A 19,567-nucleotide genomic window follows, 5' to 3' on the forward strand; every position below is an offset into this window, starting at 1 on the left:
TTATTAACGCTCGCGGAATGCTTCTTTGGCTTTCAGAACTGGCTTCAACAGGTAATCGAGAATGGTCTTCTCACCCGTGCGCACTTCAACGGTAGCGATCATGCCGGGTATGATCGGCAGATCTTTATTACCCGCATGCAGCGTGCTTTTATCGGTCAGGATCAATACGCGATAGTAGGTATCGTCTGGACGTCCACTCGCGGCTTTTTGATCGTCTTTTAGGGTGTCTGGACTGATGTACTCAACATGTCCATCAAGCCCACCATAAATGGCAAAGTCATAAGCGGTGATTTTCACTTTGGCCGGCAGACCAGGACGCAGGAAGGCGACATCCGATGGCCGAATTTTTCCTTCCACCAGCAGCTGCTCTTCCAGCGGTACGATTTCGAGAATGTGTTCACCGGGTTGAATAACGCCGCCAATGGTATTTACGCGCACGTTTTTAACCGTACCGCGCACGGGTGCAGTGACCGTGGTGCGATCAACGATATCGGCACGACCAATCAGGTTTTCGCTCACCTGGCTCAGCTCTAATTCCAGGCGGCCCAACTCGGTATGAGCGTCAGATTGATAGCGGTTACGTCGTTCAACAATCTGAGCCTGAATATCGTTCGCCTGACGCTGCATACGCAGTAGCTCGACTTCCGACAGCAAACCTTTTGCCGCCAGCGGTTCCGCCAAATGAATCTCGCGCATTGACAGCGCATAGCTACGTTGTAATGAGGTAATGCTGTCATTTAACGCGCGCTTGCGTGATTCATACGCTTTGGTTTCCTGGGCAACAACAGCGGGATCGCTTTTCACCTGCTCATCAAAGGAAAGTGGCTGTGAATAGGCTTCTGCACGCAGACGTGCAATGCTACCTTTCAAGCCCACCACTTTGCTCAAGACTTCGCGATAGCTGGACTGCGCACGAGTAGGATCGATCTTTAGCAATACTTCACCGCGATCGACAACCGTGCCTTCCCGCACATTCATCTCCGCCAGAATGCCGCCTTCCAGGCTCTGAATAACCTGCTCGCGGCTGCGTGAAATGACTTTGCCATCGCCTTTCGTTATCTCTTCAACACGCGCGTAATTAGCCCAGGTCAATCCGCCCACGAGGACAGCAATGATGATCCACATCACCAGCTTCGAACCGGGCGTGGTTTGCGACAGCAAAGAAGCCTGCACGTCGTTCATAAACTCCGCATCAGCGGCAGAAAGGTTCTTTGCACTTTTACGCCATGGCATCAACTTACTCATACTGCAGCCTCCTCTGCTGGGGCTTCTGCTGGCGCTGACGCCGCCGAAGCATCGTTTGCGGGTTCTGGCGGACGAACTGCCTGTTCAACCGCCTGACGCGGCTGCGGACGCGCTTTATTTTTGCCTTCCAGCGCGGCCAGAACCTGCTCTTTCGGGCCATCCGCAACCACTTTTCCTTCCTCAACCACGATGATGCGGTCAACCAGCGCCAGAATGGACGGACGATGCGTCACTACAATCAGCGTGTGTCCTTCACTGGCACGACGTAAGTGGGCGAGGAATTGGTTTTCAGTCATGCTATCCATCGCGCTGGTCGGCTCATCCATCAGCAATACTTTGGGACGCGTTAACAGTGTTCTGGCCAGTGAAACCAGCTGACGCTGACCGCCGGACAAGCCTTCACCGCCCTCACCTACGGTTAAATTGATGCCACTTGGATGGCGTGCAGCGACTTGATCTAAACCGGTCAGATTCAGCACGCGCAGCAGCTCACTGGCCGTCGCATCTGGGCGCCCAATCATCACGTTTTCACGCAGCGTGCCGTAAAACAGGCGCGCATCCTGGCCGACAAAACCAACGGCTTTGCGCCAGTCCGCTGGATCAATCTGGTTAACATCCAGACCATCGGCCGAAAGCTGCCCTTTCACCGGTTGATAAAGACGTGCCATCACACGTAATAAGGTGGATTTACCGCTACCGATGCGGCCAAGAATCGCTACGCGTTCTCCGGCTTTGATGCTCAACGAGATATCTTTGAGAATCTCCGGGTTCGGTTTCATCGGCGGTGCCGGATAGGAGAAGTTGACGTTGGTCAGCGTGATCTCACCACTCAGCGGTGGATCGGTGAGATAGGTTTTGCTGCTGTCACGATCGACAGGCATCTCCATCAGCTTATTGAGCGAGGTTAATGCCGCTTTTGCCTGCTGATAACGTACAGCCAGACCAATCACCTGCCCGAGTGGGCCGGTGGCGCGGCTGGCGAGCATCACGGTGGCGATCATCGCACCCATGGTAAACGTGCCTTCATTGATCAGATAAACACCGGCAACCACCAACATCACTGTCTGGAACTGCTGCAGGAACGTCACTACGCCGGTTGCCAGCGTGGAGTAACGCTTCGATTTCATTGAGTTAGCTGATTGCAATGCACTGAAGTTTTCCCAGCGGCGCTGCATGTGTGCTTCGCCGCCTACCGCCTTCAGCGTTTCCATACCTTCAACCGACTCAATCAGCACACCTTGCTTGAGTGAGGCATCACGCAGGTTCTCTTTCATGATGCGCGCCAGCGGCCACTGGATCGCGGCACTGACGATGATGATCAACGGGATCATCATCAGCGGAATGATCGCTAGCGGACCGCTGATAAAGAAGATCACGCCGACAAACATCAGGATGAAGGGCAAATCAGAGATCGCCGCCAGCGTGGCGGAGGCCACGAAATCACGCACCGATTCATACTCACGAATCTGGTTGGCAAACGTACCCGAGGAAGCCGGTTTGTGCTCCATCTGAATAGAGAGCGCCTGGCGGAATAGCATGCTGCCGAGCACTAAATCAGCCTTTTTACCGGCCATGTCCAGCAGATGCGCACGCACGAAACGGGTGACGGCTTCGAAGACCATGGCAATGGTGACACCAATCGCCAATGACCACAGTGTTACGAATGCCTGGTTCGGCACTACGCGGTCATAGACGTTCATGGTGAAGAAGATGCTGGAAAGGCCCAGTACGTTGATCAATACCGCCGCAATCGCAGCGCTGCGGTAATACCGGCGATAGCGCCACAGCGTGGTAAACAGCCAATGACCGTTAACTTCCGGCAGCATTTCACTGGCGCGCTCATCAACCACGGCAGCGGGTTTCGCCATCACGGCAAAGCCGGCATAGATTTCATTCAGCTCTGCCAGGCTCATCTCTACTGCAGAGGCGCTCACTTCTGGCATCACCAGTTGAAAACGTAATTCGCGCTGATTTTCCTCATTAGTGTGAATGCGGCGCGAGAGCACAATGCAGCCGCCGCCCTCTTTGCGTAACAGAATCATCGGCATCAACTGTTCCGGCAGATCCTGCAGACGACGCTCTACCATACCGCCGGTAATGCCCGCATTTTCCAGCGCTGTCATGGCCTGTGATGGGGAAAGCAACGTGGCCTTAGGCAAACCTGCCACCAGCGCTTCTTCACTTTTATCGCGTTTATAGTGTTTGCAGATCCAAGCCACGCTTTTTAACAGCGTGTCATCCACCGTGGTTTCAATACGAGCAACAGAACGCGCATCCTGCTCCACAGCATCCTGCTTCTGGTCGACCATTTCCCAACTCCTGTAAACCTGACAAAAAACGGTGAGCACATTGCCCACCGTTGTACCTGTTTGAATTGGGAAAAGTCTGACAGAAGGCAGGTTTTGAGCCGTCCAAGACTTGTCTCAAACGGTTATGAATAATTGTTTAAAGTCGTGACTAAGGGCACGACGACAGGCTTTTTCCATGACTTTATGCAGGAAAAAGCAAGGCTGTTGATGGCTGTCCTGGGCGTGTTATCTTACTGGCTCGCTTTATCGCAATCGGACAAATAGCAATGGCAAAACAGCGTGTAGGGATAGTGTTTGGCGGCAAGTCGGCTGAGCATGAAGTGTCATTACAATCAGCCAAAAACATCCTCGAAGCCATCGATAAGAGCAAGTATGAGGTGGTTTTACTGGGAATTGATAAACAGGGTGAATGGCATCTTAATGATGCATCGGGTTTTTTACTCAACGCTGAGAATCCTACGCTCATTGCCCTTAATCGTTCAGGTGAAAATGTCGCGCTGGTACCCGGAAGTTCCTCGCAACAGTTGATTACCCGTCAGCAGGCACAGCCGCTGTCACAGGTAGATGTGATTTTCCCGATCGTACACGGCACGCTGGGTGAAGATGGCTCGCTGCAGGGTTTGTTACGCATGGCCAATCTGCCGTTTGTTGGTTCTGACGTGCTCGGTTCCGCCGTCAGCATGGACAAGGATTTCACCAAACGTCTGCTGCGCGATGCCGGACTTAATGTCGCCCCGTGGATCAGTGTGACGCAGGCGCAGCGAGCGCATGTTGATGCCGAGGCCGTCATCGCGCGCTTGGGCTTGCCACTGTTTATCAAACCGGCTAACCAGGGATCGTCGGTTGGCGTAAGTAAAGTCGATAGCCTTGAAGAATTTGCTACTGCTCTGGAGCTGGCTTTTACTTTCGATCGCAAAGTCTTGATCGAGCAAGGGATTAAAGGTCGTGAGATTGAATGCGCGGTGTTGGGTAATGATGCACCGGAAGCCAGCCCGTGCGGCGAAGTGGTCGTGCATGACGCCTTCTACTCGTATGACACCAAATACATCAGCGAAAGTGGCGCTCAGGTGGTGGTTCCTGCCGCGATCAGCGATGAAGCCAGCGATGCGATTCGTAAGGTGGCGATTACCGCGTTTCAGGCATTAGAGTGTTTTGGTCTGGCGCGCGTTGACGTGTTCCTGACGGACAGTGGCGAAATCATTGTCAATGAAGTCAATACATTACCCGGATTCACCAACATCAGCATGTATCCGAAGTTATGGCAGGCAGCCGGCTTGAGCTACAGCGAGCTGATTTCCCGTCTGATTGAGCTGGCGCAGCAACGTCACCAGCAAACCAACCAACTGAAAAGCAGCGTGTGAAAGGCGGACGTGGCTCAGGCCACGTCATTCATTATGCTACGCGGTTCCATCGCCGGCGAGGTTTGATTACGACCGTTGCGTTTAGAGAGATACAAATTCTTGTCCGCCGCTGAAACCAAACGGTTAATGACGCTCGGCCATTCCCGCTCAGTCTGCGCACTGCCGCGCGCCAGGCCTAAGCTGGCTGTAACCGTCACCGTGTTGCCCTGAATCCAGAACTTCTCTTTGACCATCGCCTGACGCACCGTTTCGGCCAGCTGGTAGAGCTGGCTGTGGCTACAATCAAACACGACCACCACAAACTCTTCCCCACCGAAACGACACACCATGCCACGATTACCGACCACGCGTTGAATCCTCCGCGCAATCTCTTCCAACACACAATCGCCGGCATCGTGGCCAAAATTGTCGTTAATGGCCTTGAAATAGTCGACATCGAGCATGACTACACCTACTTCACGCTGCTGCGAAAAGGGTTCATTTCTCAGGCTTTCATACAGGCCAGAACGCGACAACAGCTGAGTGAGAAAATCAAAATTAGCGCGTAACGCGAGGCGATAATTCAACTGGCGAATGGCATCCATGCTCACGGCAACCAGCAATGGACTGAGCGCAACGGTGGCCACGCCGAGGCGTGCCGACGTGAGATGGCTAATCGGCAGCAGCGCGTCGTCACCCTGAATATTCATGACTCCGTGGGATACCAGCACAATCTCGGTAATACCCGTTATCAGAATCATCAAACTGGTCAGCGGGATGGGGAGTACGATGGCGCACCAAATGAGCGCCGGCACCGGGAACGTCAGGCTGCCCGCCCCGCCAATCATTGCCCCGATAATCAACGACAACAGCACCGCCGCCAGCGGCAGTAGTTTCCCGGGATGCAACAAGGTGCGGGGTGAGACCGAGCGTAGCGGACGTGCCAGCATTACTGGCAGTAACATCAGAGAAGTGGAGAATTGTTCGCTAAACCAGTCACTCCACGCCACGATAAAGCGCGCATTGAAGTCGATATCCTGCGCCCACGCCCCCCAGGTTGCACAAGCTGCAGCAGCAAGAAAACAGGCGGGGAAAATGCGCATAGCATTGAACACCTGACTATTGGCTGAAGGTCGTTGCAGATGTTTGATCAGCATGCTGACCGCGACGAGGATAAACAGGATATTGGCAAAATTAACGGTAAACGCGGGCAGCGCCCAGCCGGAAAATACCGTGTCGTTAAATATCATCGCACTGAAGCACACCAGATAGCTGGAGGTGGTGTGCAAAAACGGGTTCCTCACCATTAAACCGGCTACCAACGCATTGACCGGCCAGAACAGAGAAAACTCTTCGGGGATGCGTAAATGGCTGCCAATAAAGCAGAAAAACAGCGTAATGAAGAACAGTGTGAGAGCATTCTTTTTAAAATTATTCTCTTCAAACAGCATAACGCGCATACGTCTGAACCCTGTAACCTGGAAAGTGCCGGCATCAGCCATAGGCATCAGCAAGCATTAAACCGGAAATAACCGTGCGATGATTCGGTAATTAAGCAAGTGTTCGTCATCCTACTCTGCGGCTGGGCGGCGCTCAACCTGCTATAAAAAGCAGCGTCGGCCAAATGGCATTGTGGAAACGCCTGAGACAAAGGATGTAACTTGCGGCAATTATGCCCTGTAAATAAAAAAATCGGCTATCCGAGATATCCGATTTTTTAGTTTAAAAACGTTTATTCCAGCGAAGACTTATGGCTATTTCACCGTAACGGGCCACTGACTAAGACGAATACCGCGTTCCCGCGCATTTTCACCAAAGTCTTTCAGCACGGCTTTAACATCGGGATCCATATACTCGGCATTATCGTGATCCACAATCACCACACTGTTTTCCGGAATCTCGGCCAGTAATCCCTGCAGCTTCGGATTGTGCATGAAAGTCAGATTCTGCTGAAAACGCAAAACGTAGTGATCGTCATGGCGCGTGAGCTGCAATGCATTGCGATGGCTTTTATAAATGCTGTAAAGGATTTGGGTAGCGATACCTATTCCGATACCGGCCAGCATGCCAAATACGATAATGCCGCCGATGGTGGCAAGGAATGGCACATATTGCTGCGGCCCCATTCGTATCTGTTCAATGAACAGGCGCGGCGTGGCCAGCTTATAGCCGGTATAGAGCAGCACCGCCGCAAGACTGGCAAGTGGAATCGCGTTAAGCAGATTACTGAACCACAGCCCGCAGATTAACAACAGCACACCATGAATGAGAATCGACAGCTTGGTTTGGGCGCCAACGCTAACATTCACCGAGCTGCGCACGATCACTGCGGTAATCGGCATTGCGCCAAGGAAACCGGCGGTCAGGTTACCAATGCCCTGCGCAAACATCTCTTTATTGGGTGAGGGTGCAGGATTTTGCGGGCGCAGTTTCTTCAGTGCTTCCTGGCTGAGCAGCGTCTCAAGACTCGCCACCAGCGCCAGCGTCACTGCCACCATCCAAACTGAAGGGTTCTGCCACGCTTGCCAATCTGGCGTTTCCAGCTCAGCTACCAGCGCAGACATGCTATCAAAAGCAGGCAGTGTGATACGTGGCAAGCCTTCGGCCAGCGTTGGAAACAGGCGATCGCCAAATACCGTAGCGGCACAACCCACCAGCACCGCGACCAACGGGCCCGGCATCCAGCTTAGCGCTTTCACCGATTTGATCAGCGGAGTAGTCCACAGCCATAAAATGATCAGCCCCACACCGGCAACCAGCATCGCACTACTCGAAAATTGAAACTCACCGTTGACCAGCGCAAGCAGCTCGACATCACCCGCTGCGCCGAATGCCACCGGAATTTGCTGCATAATCAGCAGAATACCAATCGCCGCCAGCATGCCTTTAATGACGCTGCTTGGTACCAGCGCGATAAAACGTCCTGCACGCACTAAGCCAAATAGGCATTGCAACACTCCAGCCAGAATCAGCGCGGTGAGAAAGGCGGAAAAGCTTCCTAACGTGGCGATTGACGCGACCACAATCGTCACCAATCCCGCAGCCGGACCGCTGACCGCAAAGCGCGATGGGCTAAGCGCAGTGACCAGCAAACCGCCAATCACGCCAGTAAGCAGACCGGCAAAAGGCGGCAATCCGCTCGCTTGTGCAATGCCCAGACAGAGCGGCAGTGCGACAAGAAACACCACTAAACCAGCCGGAATATCCTGACGAAGTGTATTTATATTCATGGCATCGTTTCCTCTGCAGGCTGGATAATTAACCGCTCGCAGCGCTGCAAATCCCAACTGCGATTTTTCGCTAATAAGGCTTTCAGGATCATCACAATAATCTTCTCTCTACGTTTAAAAATATCGCTTTCAGGTAAATAGCGACGTCATTAAACGCGGCTATGGAGAACAATTGAGGATGAAAGCAGAACTTCCTCACAAAAATTGTTTATAGACGCTTAAGCATAGCGTTGCATCATGAATATTTCTAACAGCGACAAAGTGAGCTTTTTTGTAAACAAACATTCAGTAAACGTATGAGTCAGGTAAGTTTATGCAAGGAATGAAATATTAGAGCAGCCCTATAAAAACCAACATTAACAATCAAATGAGATGATTTATAAATATAATATTCTTAATGCAATTACAAAAAATTACACGCATGAATACTGTGCCTTTCGATTGGCGGTATAAGCTAAACCTTTTGAGCTGAGAAGAATCCTAATTATAAAATTTATGATTAGCGTGATTCACTGCCTTTTTGCAAACAAGGCAATATATTTCACTATTCTTATCGAATTAATAAAGTAAGAAATCAGGAAAAAAGTAAGGAGAATAATAGTTACGGATGAATGTAAATATGAATGGTCCTGAAGAGGGCATTAATGCGCCTGCCAGGACAGACGCTATTTCACATAATGAATTATTTACCGTTCCACGCTTTCATACGCGCTTCACGTACCTGCAATTGCTGTTCAGGTGTCAGTTTGTTGTAGTTCTCCGCCATGCCACTTTCCCAGTCGCCATACAGAGGGTTCGGTAACACGATGAACTGGGTGCCAAAACGCTGATGGTTAAGGCTAACGAACTGTTGACGCTGCGCATTCCCCTGATGCCAGGTTGAACCGCCAAAGTCATTCAGGTTGTCGCCCACATACAGCACCACGTTGTAACCGGCGTTTTTCACGGCGTCGAAGCGCTCTTGCTTGTTGGAATTGCCCGTGCTGAGGCGCACCGTTTTATCGCTCACGCCGGTAAAGCCCAGCTTGGTTAGGTTCTCCACCGTTGCGGCATAATCTTTTTGATCGCGGTTGGAGATATAGAACATGGTGCCGCCGTGGCTATTCACGTAATTGGCAAACTCCACAGCCCCCGGAACCGCTGTTGCCTGACGCGCCTGCGTCCAGGCTGACCAGGTTTTACCGGAGAAGGGCTGACCGTTCTTCGCCTGCCACGCGCTATAGGCGCTGTTATCGATCATCGTTTCATCTAAATCGACGATAACCGCTTTCGGTTTACCCGCCAGCGATGGCGCCTGATCAAAGGCCATGCGCGCACTGTTAAACGCCTGCCAGCTCAATGCCTGATATTCGCCGGATTGCTGGAACCAGTTCACTGCCAGTACCGATTGCTGGCCGAGCTGCTGCTGCGCCTGCTGTTTGGAGGGTTGCGCACAACCGGTCAACGCCAACGCCATTAAGCCGGACGCCGCCAGCAAAGTGGTTTTCTTCATCATTTCATCCTTAAGTGATTAGGGTCAGTTTTTGTAAAGCTTTAAAAATGTAGCAGTTAACGTAAGCTGTGGGCAGCAGAATGCAGCCGTTTGGTGAGAGGAGACACTTATGGCACAGCACCAACATAGCGGTCCACGTTCAAGACTGCTGGATGACTTTTCCTGGCTGGAATATGCCTTTCAGCCCGCTGGCCAGCCGGTTCCAGTTAATGCCGCTTACGGCCAACAGCGTCACAGCGCTAACGTGTTGCTGGCAAGCCAAAACATCCCGCCTAAGCGGTGCGAATCGGATGGCTTGATTAGCGAAGATCATCTGCCGGTCGCGGTGTATACCGCCGATTGTCTGCCGGTGTTATTTGCCGATCCGCAACAGCAGCAAGTTGCGGCGGTACACGCCGGATTAAAAGGTACGCTGGGTGGCGTGTTGAATAACGCGATTGACCGTCTGCTGGAACGCGGCGCCAGCCGTGAAACGCTGCGCGTGGCAATCGGTCCGGCGATCGGGCCGTGCTGCTATGAGTTGGGTAAAGATTGGCTGACGCAGATGCAGGATCGTCACGATCTTCCACCGTTGCCATATTCCACTCGGCAGCCGCACAATGCGCAAGCGATCCGTCCGCAGGCCGGGGCAAAGCAAGACGGAATCTGGTTTGATTTGCCTAATCTGGCGCAGCGCTTGCTGTTACAGCGCGGAATCATGGCGGAACATATTGAGGTACTGAACGTTTGCACCTACTGCATGGCGGAGTCGGGTTCCAGCTATCGCTATAACACCCATTTTGACAGCGGCTATCAGTCACGTTTCTCATGGATCCGTACGCGAGGTTAAGGGCTTCACATCCTTGTGAAGCCTGATCGATCAGTGAATTACCGCATTGAGCGCCAGTACGCCGGCTAAACCGAGAATCGAGATCAGCGTTTCCATCACCGTCCAGGTTTTCAGGGTTTCCACCACGCTGAGGTTAAAGTAGCCCTTGAATAGCCAGAAGCCGGGATCGTTAACGTGTGAAGCGATCACGCTGCCGGAACCTACCGCCAGCACCATCAAAGCCGGATCGGCATGTGTGGCAGCGATAATGGGCGTCACAATGCCGGCGGTGGTAATGGCCGCCACCGTGGCGGAACCCAGCGCTACACGCAGCATCGCCGCAACCGTCCAGCACATCAGCAGCGGTGACAGTGACGATCCCTTCATCATATCGGCGATGTAGTTACCGACGCCGCTGTCCACCAGCACCTGTTTGAACGCACCGCCACCCGCAATGATAAAGATGATCATGGCGATGGCGGCAATCGATTCGCCGCACATATCCATCACTTCTTCCATCTTACGACCGTTGCGCAGCCCCAACGTCAGCACTGCAATCACTACCGCGATAAACAGCGCCACCGCCGGATTACCAATGAATTCGAAGAACTGACGCAGCGCGTTCTCTTTCGGTGTGGTCAATTCAAAGACGGCGGCAATCGCCATCAGCACCACTGGAATCACCGCGGCAAAGATACTGATACCGAAGCCCGGCATCTCTTCTTCCGTGAAGATTTTTGGGTTATACAGCCCTTCTGGCGGTGACTTCTCAAAACTCTTGAGAAACTTCGAGAAAACCGGTCCGGCAATGATCACTGTTGGAATGGTGATGATCATGCCGTACAGCAATGTCGTACCGAGATTGGCGCCAAAGATGGTGGCAATCGCCGTTGGACCGGGATGTGGTGGCAGGAAGCAGTGAGTTACCGAGAGCGCAGCCACCATTGGCACACCGACATACAACAGCGGCAAACCGGCGGCCGCCACGATAGTGAACACCAGCGGCAGCAGCAGCACGAAGCCAACTTCATAGAACATCGCCAGACCTACGATCAGTCCGGTCACCACCAACGCCCATTGCAACCGCTCCTTTCCAAAAGCGGCGATCAGCGTGGTGGCCACACGTTGTGCTGCACCGGTATCGGAAACCAGCCGCCCGAGCATGGCGCCGAAACCGAGGATCATCGCTAATCCGCCCAGCGTCGAACCGATACCTTTCTGGATCGAAGCCATGACATTCAGCGGCGTCATACCTTCGGCAATACCGACTACCGCCGAGACAAACACTAACGCAATGAAGCCATTGACCTTAAAAACAATCATCAACACCAGCAGCAGTATCACACCCAGCACAATGATGGTTATTGGCATTTTTTATTATCCTTAGGAATACAGAGGGGTGATTAAGGTTTAGGCGCGGCCCGGCGATAACGCCAGCCGCGCCCTGGCATCACACGGCAACACGCATGCCGCCATCAACGAACAGCAGATGGCCGTTAACGAAGTTGGACGCAGCCGATGCGAGGAATACTGCTGCGCCAATCAGCTCTTCCGGCTTGCCCCAGCGTGCAGCGGGTGTGCGCTTGGTCAGCCAGCCGGTAAAGGCGGGATCGTCAGCCAGCGCTTGGGTCATTTCAGTGACGAAATAGCCTGGCGCAATGGCATTCACCTGAATATTGTGACGCGCCAACTCCACGCACATACCGCGCGTCAGCATGGTGACGGCACCTTTTGAGGCGGCGTAAGGGGTGATGGTGTCGCGGCCTAATTCGCTCTGCATTGAACCAATGTTGATGATTTTGCCCTGTTGCCGCCCCACCATTTTTTTCGCCACGGTTTGCGAAACCAGAAATACGGCGGTCTGGTTTACCGCGATAACGTCATTCCAGTCCTGCTCCGGGAATTCGAGGAATGGCCGACGGCGCTGAATGCCCGCATTGTTCACCAGCACATCTATCGCGCCCCACTCCGCTTCTATCTCGTCAACCGCCTGCTTGACCTGCGACGATTGCGTGACATCAAAAGCTTTGGCGTGCGCACGTAATCCCAACTCACGTAACTGCGCGGCGCCCTTCTCCGCACCTTCAGCGGTGGTGGCGTTAACGATCACTTCAGCACCGGCTTCAGCCAGGCCGCGCGCCAAAAGAAACCCAATGCCGCGCGCCGAACCGGTCAACAACACACGCTTGCCTTCGAGGGAAAATAACTGACTCATCACTGCTCCTTAAAAGGTTAACTGGACTTTAGCGGCGCGGGTTTTATCACCGGCAAACTGCAGCGCGGCATCAATATCCTGCAAAGCGAATTCACCGCTGAACAGCGGCAACGGATTAATCACGCCAGTGGCCAGCCATTCGACGGCGGTAGTGAATTCATGAGTGAAGCGGAAGGAACCGACCAGATTAATCTCTTTGGCAATCAACGCCATGATCGGGAAATTGGGAATGGTGCCGCCCATGCCAACCTGCACCAGCGTACCTTTAGCGCAGACCACATCGAGACAGCGCTGTAGCGAAGCAGGATGCCCCGAGGCTTCAAACGCCACATCAAAGTAGCCTTTATCGGCGAGATAAGGCGCGAAATCGCCTTCAGCGGCATGAATGACCGCAGTGGCACCCATCTGCTGCGCCATCTCCAGTGAACGCTCGCTGATATCGCTGCACACAATTGAGGCGGCACCGCGCGCTTTTGCCGCCGCCGCAATCAGGCAACCAATCGGACCCACACCGGAAATGAAAACGTGCTTGCCGCTGAGATCGCCCGCCTGGCGCGTGGCGTGGATGCATACCGCCAACGGCTCAGCGAATACCATGACCGTTTCGTCGGCATCCGATGGGAACGGTACGCATTGCGCGCTATCCACTACTTTGTATTGCGTGAACCCGCCGTCAACGTGCGGCACATACATGGCACTGCCAAAAAAGCGCATAGTGGTGCACTGATTCTCCTGATTGCGCTGACAATATTTGCACTCACCGCAGGGCTTAGAAGGATTAACCGCGACTTTTTGCTCTGGCTTGAGTGCCGGGTTATCGCTTTCCACCACATAACCGATCACTTCATGGCCAAGGATCATCGGCATCTTAATTTCAAAACTGCCGACCTTACCTTCCTGATAATAATGCAGATCGGAGCCACAAATGCCGCCGCGCGTAATGCGTACCAGCGTACCTTTGCCGTCCCATTTAACCTGCTGTTGTGCCACGCTGACTTGTTTTTTTCCGGTGATCACGCCGGATTGTGTTTCGATGTTCATAACGTCCCCCTAAGTGCTGTCGCAATGGGGGCCATCAGACCGGGTTATGCAGTTTAAAACTGTGACAGAGATCACCCAAAATTATGTTACGGGAAGCTGTTACCTGGAACGTGAAGTATGTGATGCAGGAGAGGAACAAGGCGGACGTGAGGTACCGCCTGTGAAGAACATTAATAGCCTGACATCAGGTCATGACTGTATTTGAACAGTTCTGAATCGGAGCGCAAACCAAGTTTTTTCAGCGCCGATTGTTTTTGGCCGCTCACTGTTTTACGGCTGCGTTTAAACTTCACGGCAATTTGCGACACGCTCAAACCATCCAGGAAACAACGCACCACTTCGACTTCACGCGGGCTGAGAGTTTTCACCTTCTCATACATATTTCCCTTGTTACTAAAGTCGAGACTATCATCCAGTGATTCTTCACTCATTACATACAGATTTTCCACTTCATAGGCCACTTCTCTGGACAAGAATAAACGTCCCTGCGCAACCTGACGAATCGCGTGCGTAATCTCCTGCATGTTATGGCTTTTACCAATAAATCCTTTCACGCCGGCGCTTAGCACCATTTTGACAATCGCCGGACTTTCCATTGAAGAGGAGATCAGAATTTTTTGCTGTGGATAGTGATTACGTAATTGCTTAACTAATGCCAGGCCGTCAAGTTCACGCTCGCCTAGCAGGAAATCGAGCACCAGAACATCAACCACCGTACTTCTTAACTGATTAAACAGCTCATTGCTTGAAGCCCAAGTGCCCACCAAATGAATATCGGGCTCATGTTTTAAACATAACTCGAAAACGGTACGGACCATTGGGTGATCATCAAGGACAGCAACACGCACTTGTTTGTTGTGTGCATATACCATTTCTTTATTCCCTTATTACAGTTTTAATTTTGTCCAATTGTGATAACCACACCAGTTAAAATACCTGATGACATTAATAAGTGACAATTGAGATAATTTATATACCTCAGTGTTATTATTTTTAAAATCAACTCACCTGCAAAGTCGATGATGAGTACGATTTTGCAGGTTTTATTATTCATCGCGATGGCTTTATTGTTGCCGGCTCACGTAAAACTGCGAAAATTCTGACTTAACTCATCCGGTAGACCACATAAGAATTGTCTTGAAAGGATAGTGCGTAAGTAACAGATTGAATAAAATGAACAATTAATGAAAATGACAATTCATGCATTTAAGCACTTTCTTTAACAACAAATTAATTGCTTGAGAATGGTCGCAAAAAAATGACGTCTGAGAAATAACAGGAGAGAATTGTTTGAATATCTCTATACTCCCATGTCCTTACTGAAATTAATGCAATTCATTTTTTCGAGATGGTGCCGTGTCTAATCAGCTCACTACTTTTCGCTGTGCAATTTTGTTGCTTGTTTCGTTATTCTCCTGCTCATTATTCGCCACGGAAAAAACACTGCAGCTGCTGGCGAGATATGACACTACACAGCCAGCCCTGCAATTAGCAGAACCGATTCCTTCTGGATTTCGCAATAAAGTGCTTAAAGTGGCTGTGGCGGGCCAGCCACAACCCCCTTTATTTATGGATACCGATACGCGACGTTTTGAAGGGCTCAGTGCCGATTACCTCTCCCTGATTCAAAGTATGCTCGACACCACTATCGAGCTGTATCACTACCCCAGCCATAGCGCTGCGCAAAATGCCGTGATGACTGGCGAAATGCACATGCTGGCGATCAATGTGGTTTATCCTTCATCTCTGCCACAACCGCTGATCGCCAGTACGCCATGGATGCTGGACTACAGCGTAATGGGTTACAAAGCCGATCATCCGCTTAGCCTGAGTCAGACTTTTGCACAGCGTATTGCCTGGTCTGGCGCGCCACCGCTGCGCGAGTATCTGGAGCGTACCTATAAAAATGACCCTTTGGTGCGCTTCCCTGGCAATTACGATGCCGTGGCTTCAGTGGTTTTTGGTCAAACGGGAAAAGTGTGGGGCAATGCCGCAACACTAAACCATCTCAATCGTTATCTCTTTGCTAATGCCTTAAAAGTGGTGCCCGATGAGCACAGCATTCCGATGAATGTTAGCTTCGGCATAAGCCCGCACTTACCCTTACTGGCGGCGGCGATTAATCAGGCATTACCGCAAATCCCCCTCGCCATTCGCATGCAGATAGCCAAACGCTGGCAGCTTGATGCCCACCATGTTTTGCAGCGCAATCCGCTGGCCTTAACGCAGGAAGAGGAGAAGTGGCTGCAGGAGCATATGTGCATTGATACGTCCCTGCCGATGGCGCTGGCCCCTCTTAGCAGTCGCTCCAACAAAATGCCATTTCGCGGCATGGTCGTCGATGTCCTGGAGCTGATCACTAACCTCACAGGCCTCAGCTTTCACGCCCATTTACCTGAAGAGCCTCCCGAGAGCAGCAGCAGTTACGTACCTCCACGTCTCTTCCCACTCGACATCCTTGAACGGGAGGATGAGGCGAGTCCTGCGCTGAGAACACGCCCGTGGCTGGTATCGCATTGGGTAATTATCCGTAATCAGAAGCCCCGCACGATTATTGGTCGCGAGACCTTCCCCTTTGGCTCAGCATTGATGCTAAATAATCGGGCGATGAAAGAGTGGATGCAGCAGCATTATCCCAATCTGAACCTTGCTAAGAGTGATGATCCCATTGATGCCTTGCGCCAGCTGCAAGAGCATAAGATTGATGCGGTGGTGCTACCGAAAATTTTTGCAGATTATCTGCTACGTAATCATTTCGGCGATAAGTTAGTGGTTGAAAGCACACTCGGCGCAGAACCAGCGCGTTTCGTGATGCGCGTTGAACCCGGTAATGAAATGCTGGTGAGTATCATCAACAAAGCCTTATTAGCTATTCCACCCGAAACCCTGTTCACACTGCTGGCACAGTGGCGTCAGGCAGAAACACCGTTTCTCAGCGCATCATGGCAAAACTATAAACAAGCGATCCTCATGATCGTGATGGTTTCCGCCGGGTTAATTATGCTGATTCTGCTGTGGAACCGACATTTACGTAAAGTGATTCAGCAACGTATTCAAGCCGAAAATGCGTTGAAAAATCAGCTTAATTTCACCCATACATTATTTAATGAATCGCCCGTCGCTATGTATATTCGCGACAAAAACACCCGGTTGGTTGACTGTAATAAAGCTTATTTGCGCTTTATGAATTTCCGGCGAGAAGAAGTGATTGGCAAACGACTGTCCGACGTGTTTACGGGCAATAATGCCAGTATCCAAAGTATTGAAGATGGCTATCAGCAAACCTTACGCGATGGCGAAGCCGTGATGCGCGATATTCATATGGTGTTTGATCAACAACCCTTTCAGCTCTACAACTGGACGTTACCGTTTCGCGATCGTCTTGGCGATGTGGCTGGTGTCATTGGCGGCTGGCTGGATGTCACCGAACGCAATGCGCTGTTGCAAGAGTTACAGCTAGCCAAAGATATTGCGGATAAAGCGAATCGTTCGAAAAGTGAATTCCTTGCCAGCATGAGCCATGAGATCCGCACTCCGTTGCATGCCATTATTGGGTTGCTGGAACTGGAAACCCGATCGCAACCGGCAGAGTCACTTTCAGAGAATATTCGTGTTGCCTACAGTTCAGCACACGCGTTGTTGTCGTTAATTGGTGATGTACTCGATCTTTCGAAGATCGAATCCGGTATGTATCAGCCAACGCCAGAAACCGTCTATTTGCCGGATGTGATCGAACAGGCGGTCGCACTGTTTCGTAATAAGGCAGAAAGTAAGGGTCTGGAGCTGCGTGTGGAGATGGATATTGCTGCCTACTGGGTGAAAACCGATCCGCTGATGATCAACCAAATTCTCTCTAATCTTTTGAGCAACGCGATTAAGTTTACCGAAGAAGGTACGGTCACCGTGGTACTCATGCAAGGCATCGCGCAGGAAGAGGAAGGCAGCGAATTCGTCATAGAGGTGAGCGATAACGGCTGCGGCATGACGGAAGATCAACAACATGCCATCTTCGAACCCTTTGTACAGCTGGGCGAACGTCATCAACAACAACTTGGCACCGGATTAGGTTTAAGTATCTGCCGTAATCTGGCCCATCTTCTTGATGGCGAATTGATTGTCGAGAGTACGCCAGGCGTAGGTGCCGTGTTCTCTTTTTACTTCCGTGCGCCGCTGGGCGAACCACGCGATCAGACGCAGCCACACCTGTCACAACCCCTGCTTTCGGACAAGTTGTCGGTGCTGGTAATTGATGATCATGCCCCTAACCGCTTACTACTCGGCAAACAGCTTGAGTTGTCAGGCCATCAGGTTGTAGTGAGTGAAAGTGCTGCAGAAGCGTTAACGCTGTGGCAGCAAGAGCCGCTGCGCTTTGATTTGATTATTACCGATTGCAATATGCCGGGAATGAATGGCTTTCAGTTTGCTGAGGCGCTGCGCCAATATGAACAGCAGCAACAATTACCGCCCATTATGCTCTTCGGGCTAACGGCCTCTGCAGAGCAGCACATTATGCAGCGCTGTTTAAAATCGGGAATGGATGACTGCCTGTTCAAACCCCTGAATCTTGATCGATTGCTGGCACAGATTGCACACTGCACACGCCGCAGCCAGGCCCATTCGGGACAAACTCGGGTTATTGGTGAAACCAAAGAAACGGTTAACGCTGCTGAGTTAGTGGCTACAAGCATTACAAGCTTCCCGCCGCTCCTGACGCAACTTGCCGAGCGAGATGTTGAGAGCTGCTTGGAATTACTCTCCAGCATTCGCACCAGCCATGCAACATTACTGGCGGAAATGCAGCAAACGCAGGAACCCAGCACCTTGTCGCAACTTGGCCATAAACTCAAAGGCGGCGCGGCTATTCTCAATGCGCAGGCGCTGGTGCAATTAGGTCGCCAACTGGAGAGGCATCAAGAGGAGGCACACGATGTAGAAGCGTTAATTCTAAAAATTGCCACGGAAATAGATCGCGTAAATCAATCATTAATAGAATTTGCAGAAGTTCGTCTGAAAAATAATCAGTTTTTATAGAATCATAATCTTAACGAGACATTTCTCGGTTCGCCCTATTACTTCGCCGGACATAATGGCCGCCAGCGTCATCATTACGGTGTCGTTAAAGGGAGATATATGTTTAATGCAAAAATCCTCATCGTTGATGAGCATCGTTTGGTTGCCGCCGGCGTGCAGGCTTTATTATTAATGAATGGTTTTAATTGTGTCACTACAGCGCACACAATTAACGATGGAATTGATGATATCATTCATCATCACATCGACATACTCATATTAGACCCTGACTTTAAAGAAAAAAACGGCATCGCATTTTTACGTGATATCGTTAAATCAAAGACATGGATGAAAGTGATCCTGATAAGCCAGGGCGGTAATAATCATTTATCTATACAGTCGCTTAGTCAGGGAGCTAATGGCTTCGTGTCTACATACGATCCTATTCAAACGCTGATCGCCGCTATTGGATGCGTATCTAACAACGTGAATTATCTACCGGGCGATATTCTGGATAAACGTCAGCGTTATGCGAATGAGCAAGACATGCTTTCTCGCCTGACGGAGCGTGAACATTTGATTTTACGACAATTAGCACAGGGGAAATCAAATAAAATCATCGCTTTCGAGCTGGGATTAAATAATAAAACCATTAGTACTTATAAAACAAAAATATTCCAAAAGCTTGAGTCGAAAAATCTGGTTGATATCATTGAACTCGCCCGGCGCAACGGTGCGTGTTAAAAGAAAAATCAAGACCAGTCTTGCGGATTAATCGCGCAGTGATCAGGCATGATATGCCCTGTCCTCACCCCGGACAGTTTTTACAAAGATTGAGTTTTAAAGGAATTAATAACCACAGAGCTAATTTATTAGC

At 51.1% G+C, this 19,567-nt stretch carries 13 protein-coding genes; 4 read left to right on the forward strand and 9 right to left on the reverse strand.

Annotation, left to right across the window (positions count from 1 at the left end; genetic code table 11):
* Positions 1-3: 3 nt before the first annotated feature.
* Both AC6I8K_RS16250 and AC6I8K_RS16255 read right to left on the reverse strand, forming a co-directional pair.
* Positions 4-1,245, reverse strand: a complete 1,242-nt coding sequence (locus AC6I8K_RS16250; RefSeq protein ID WP_064738450.1) for an HlyD family type I secretion periplasmic adaptor subunit — start codon at positions 1,243-1,245, stop codon at positions 4-6.
* On the reverse strand, positions 1,242-3,554 hold the full coding sequence (locus tag AC6I8K_RS16255; protein WP_497827078.1) for a type I secretion system permease/ATPase: 2,313 nt from the start codon (positions 3,552-3,554) through the stop codon (positions 1,242-1,244). The genes AC6I8K_RS16250 and AC6I8K_RS16255 overlap by 4 nt, the downstream gene beginning before the upstream one ends.
* 266 nt (positions 3,555-3,820) lie before the next feature.
* Here AC6I8K_RS16255 and ddlA point away from each other — a divergent pair, with 266 nt between their 5' ends.
* Complete coding sequence (ddlA, locus tag AC6I8K_RS16260) at positions 3,821-4,915, forward strand: D-alanine--D-alanine ligase (RefSeq protein WP_497827079.1); 1,095 nt, start codon at positions 3,821-3,823, stop codon at positions 4,913-4,915.
* Positions 4,916-4,929: 14 nt separating this feature from the next.
* Here ddlA and AC6I8K_RS16265 read toward each other — a convergent pair whose 3' ends face one another.
* From AC6I8K_RS16265 to AC6I8K_RS16275, 3 genes are all read right to left on the reverse strand, one after another.
* Positions 4,930-6,354, reverse strand: a complete 1,425-nt coding sequence (locus AC6I8K_RS16265; protein WP_483816273.1) for a GGDEF domain-containing protein — start codon at positions 6,352-6,354, stop codon at positions 4,930-4,932.
* Between the two features lie 294 nt (positions 6,355-6,648).
* Entirely contained in the window at positions 6,649-8,118 is a 1,470-nt protein-coding gene (locus tag AC6I8K_RS16270) for a SulP family inorganic anion transporter (protein WP_497827259.1), read from the reverse strand.
* 688 nt (positions 8,119-8,806) lie between these two features.
* Complete coding sequence (locus tag AC6I8K_RS16275; protein ID WP_483817925.1) at positions 8,807-9,616, reverse strand: 5'-nucleotidase, lipoprotein e(P4) family; 810 nt, start codon at positions 9,614-9,616, stop codon at positions 8,807-8,809.
* Between the two features lie 109 nt (positions 9,617-9,725).
* Here AC6I8K_RS16275 and AC6I8K_RS16280 point away from each other — a divergent pair, with 109 nt between their 5' ends.
* Complete coding sequence (locus AC6I8K_RS16280; RefSeq protein WP_483816274.1) at positions 9,726-10,445, forward strand: purine nucleoside phosphorylase YfiH/LACC1 family protein; 720 nt, start codon at positions 9,726-9,728, stop codon at positions 10,443-10,445.
* A 30-nt stretch (positions 10,446-10,475) separates the two neighbouring features.
* Here the strand turns inward: AC6I8K_RS16280 and AC6I8K_RS16285 are convergent, their stop codons facing one another.
* The 4 genes from AC6I8K_RS16285 to AC6I8K_RS16300 form a co-directional block, all read right to left on the reverse strand.
* A complete protein-coding gene (locus AC6I8K_RS16285; protein ID WP_064738443.1) occupies positions 10,476-11,795 on the reverse strand; it encodes a gluconate:H+ symporter in 1,320 nt (439 codons plus the stop codon).
* A 79-nt stretch (positions 11,796-11,874) separates the two neighbouring features.
* Positions 11,875-12,639: a gluconate 5-dehydrogenase gene (gene idnO / locus AC6I8K_RS16290; RefSeq protein ID WP_497827080.1), complete on the reverse strand. Its 765-nt coding sequence runs from the start codon at positions 12,637-12,639 to the stop codon at positions 11,875-11,877.
* A 9-nt stretch (positions 12,640-12,648) separates the two neighbouring features.
* The gene (idnD, locus tag AC6I8K_RS16295; protein ID WP_497827081.1) at positions 12,649-13,680 is read right to left on the reverse strand and encodes an L-idonate 5-dehydrogenase; all 1,032 of its coding nucleotides are present in this window, start codon (positions 13,678-13,680) and stop codon (positions 12,649-12,651) included.
* A 170-nt stretch (positions 13,681-13,850) separates the two neighbouring features.
* Complete coding sequence (locus tag AC6I8K_RS16300) at positions 13,851-14,552, reverse strand: response regulator (RefSeq protein ID WP_483816276.1); 702 nt, start codon at positions 14,550-14,552, stop codon at positions 13,851-13,853.
* A gap of 652 nt (positions 14,553-15,204) precedes the next feature.
* Here AC6I8K_RS16300 and AC6I8K_RS16305 point away from each other — a divergent pair.
* Both AC6I8K_RS16305 and AC6I8K_RS16310 read left to right on the forward strand, forming a co-directional pair.
* Positions 15,205-18,711, forward strand: coding sequence for an ATP-binding protein (locus AC6I8K_RS16305; protein WP_497827082.1), 3,507 nt, complete (start codon positions 15,205-15,207; stop codon positions 18,709-18,711).
* Positions 18,712-18,810: 99 nt separating this feature from the next.
* Positions 18,811-19,434 carry a LuxR C-terminal-related transcriptional regulator gene (locus AC6I8K_RS16310; RefSeq protein WP_483816278.1) on the forward strand — a complete coding sequence of 208 codons (624 nt, stop codon included), beginning with the start codon at positions 18,811-18,813 and terminating at the stop codon, positions 19,432-19,434.
* The last annotated feature ends 133 nt before the right edge of the window (positions 19,435-19,567 follow it).

The organism is Pantoea sp. X-Soil-ISGK-421, from assembly GCF_059730785.1.

Bases quoted from the DNA above. Each gene is read 5' to 3' on its own strand.
- AC6I8K_RS16265 (WP_483816273.1), bottom strand. From the start codon at position 6,354: ATGCGCGTTATGCTGTTTGAAGAGAATAATTTTAAAAAGAATGCTCTC.
- idnD (WP_497827081.1), bottom strand. From the start codon at position 13,680: ATGAACATCGAAACACAATCCGGCGTGATCACCGGAAAAAAACAAGTC.
- AC6I8K_RS16310 (WP_483816278.1), top strand. From the start codon at position 18,811: ATGTTTAATGCAAAAATCCTCATCGTTGATGAGCATCGTTTGGTTGCC.
- AC6I8K_RS16250 (WP_064738450.1), bottom strand. From the start codon at position 1,245: ATGAGTAAGTTGATGCCATGGCGTAAAAGTGCAAAGAACCTTTCTGCC.
- AC6I8K_RS16285 (WP_064738443.1), bottom strand. From the start codon at position 11,795: ATGCCAATAACCATCATTGTGCTGGGTGTGATACTGCTGCTGGTGTTG.
- AC6I8K_RS16275 (WP_483817925.1), bottom strand. From the start codon at position 9,616: ATGAAGAAAACCACTTTGCTGGCGGCGTCCGGCTTAATGGCGTTGGCG.
- idnO (WP_497827080.1), bottom strand. From the start codon at position 12,639: ATGAGTCAGTTATTTTCCCTCGAAGGCAAGCGTGTGTTGTTGACCGGT.
- AC6I8K_RS16300 (WP_483816276.1), bottom strand. From the start codon at position 14,552: ATGGTATATGCACACAACAAACAAGTGCGTGTTGCTGTCCTTGATGAT.
- AC6I8K_RS16280 (WP_483816274.1), top strand. From the start codon at position 9,726: ATGGCACAGCACCAACATAGCGGTCCACGTTCAAGACTGCTGGATGAC.
- ddlA (WP_497827079.1), top strand. From the start codon at position 3,821: ATGGCAAAACAGCGTGTAGGGATAGTGTTTGGCGGCAAGTCGGCTGAG.
- AC6I8K_RS16255 (WP_497827078.1), bottom strand. From the start codon at position 3,554: ATGGTCGACCAGAAGCAGGATGCTGTGGAGCAGGATGCGCGTTCTGTT.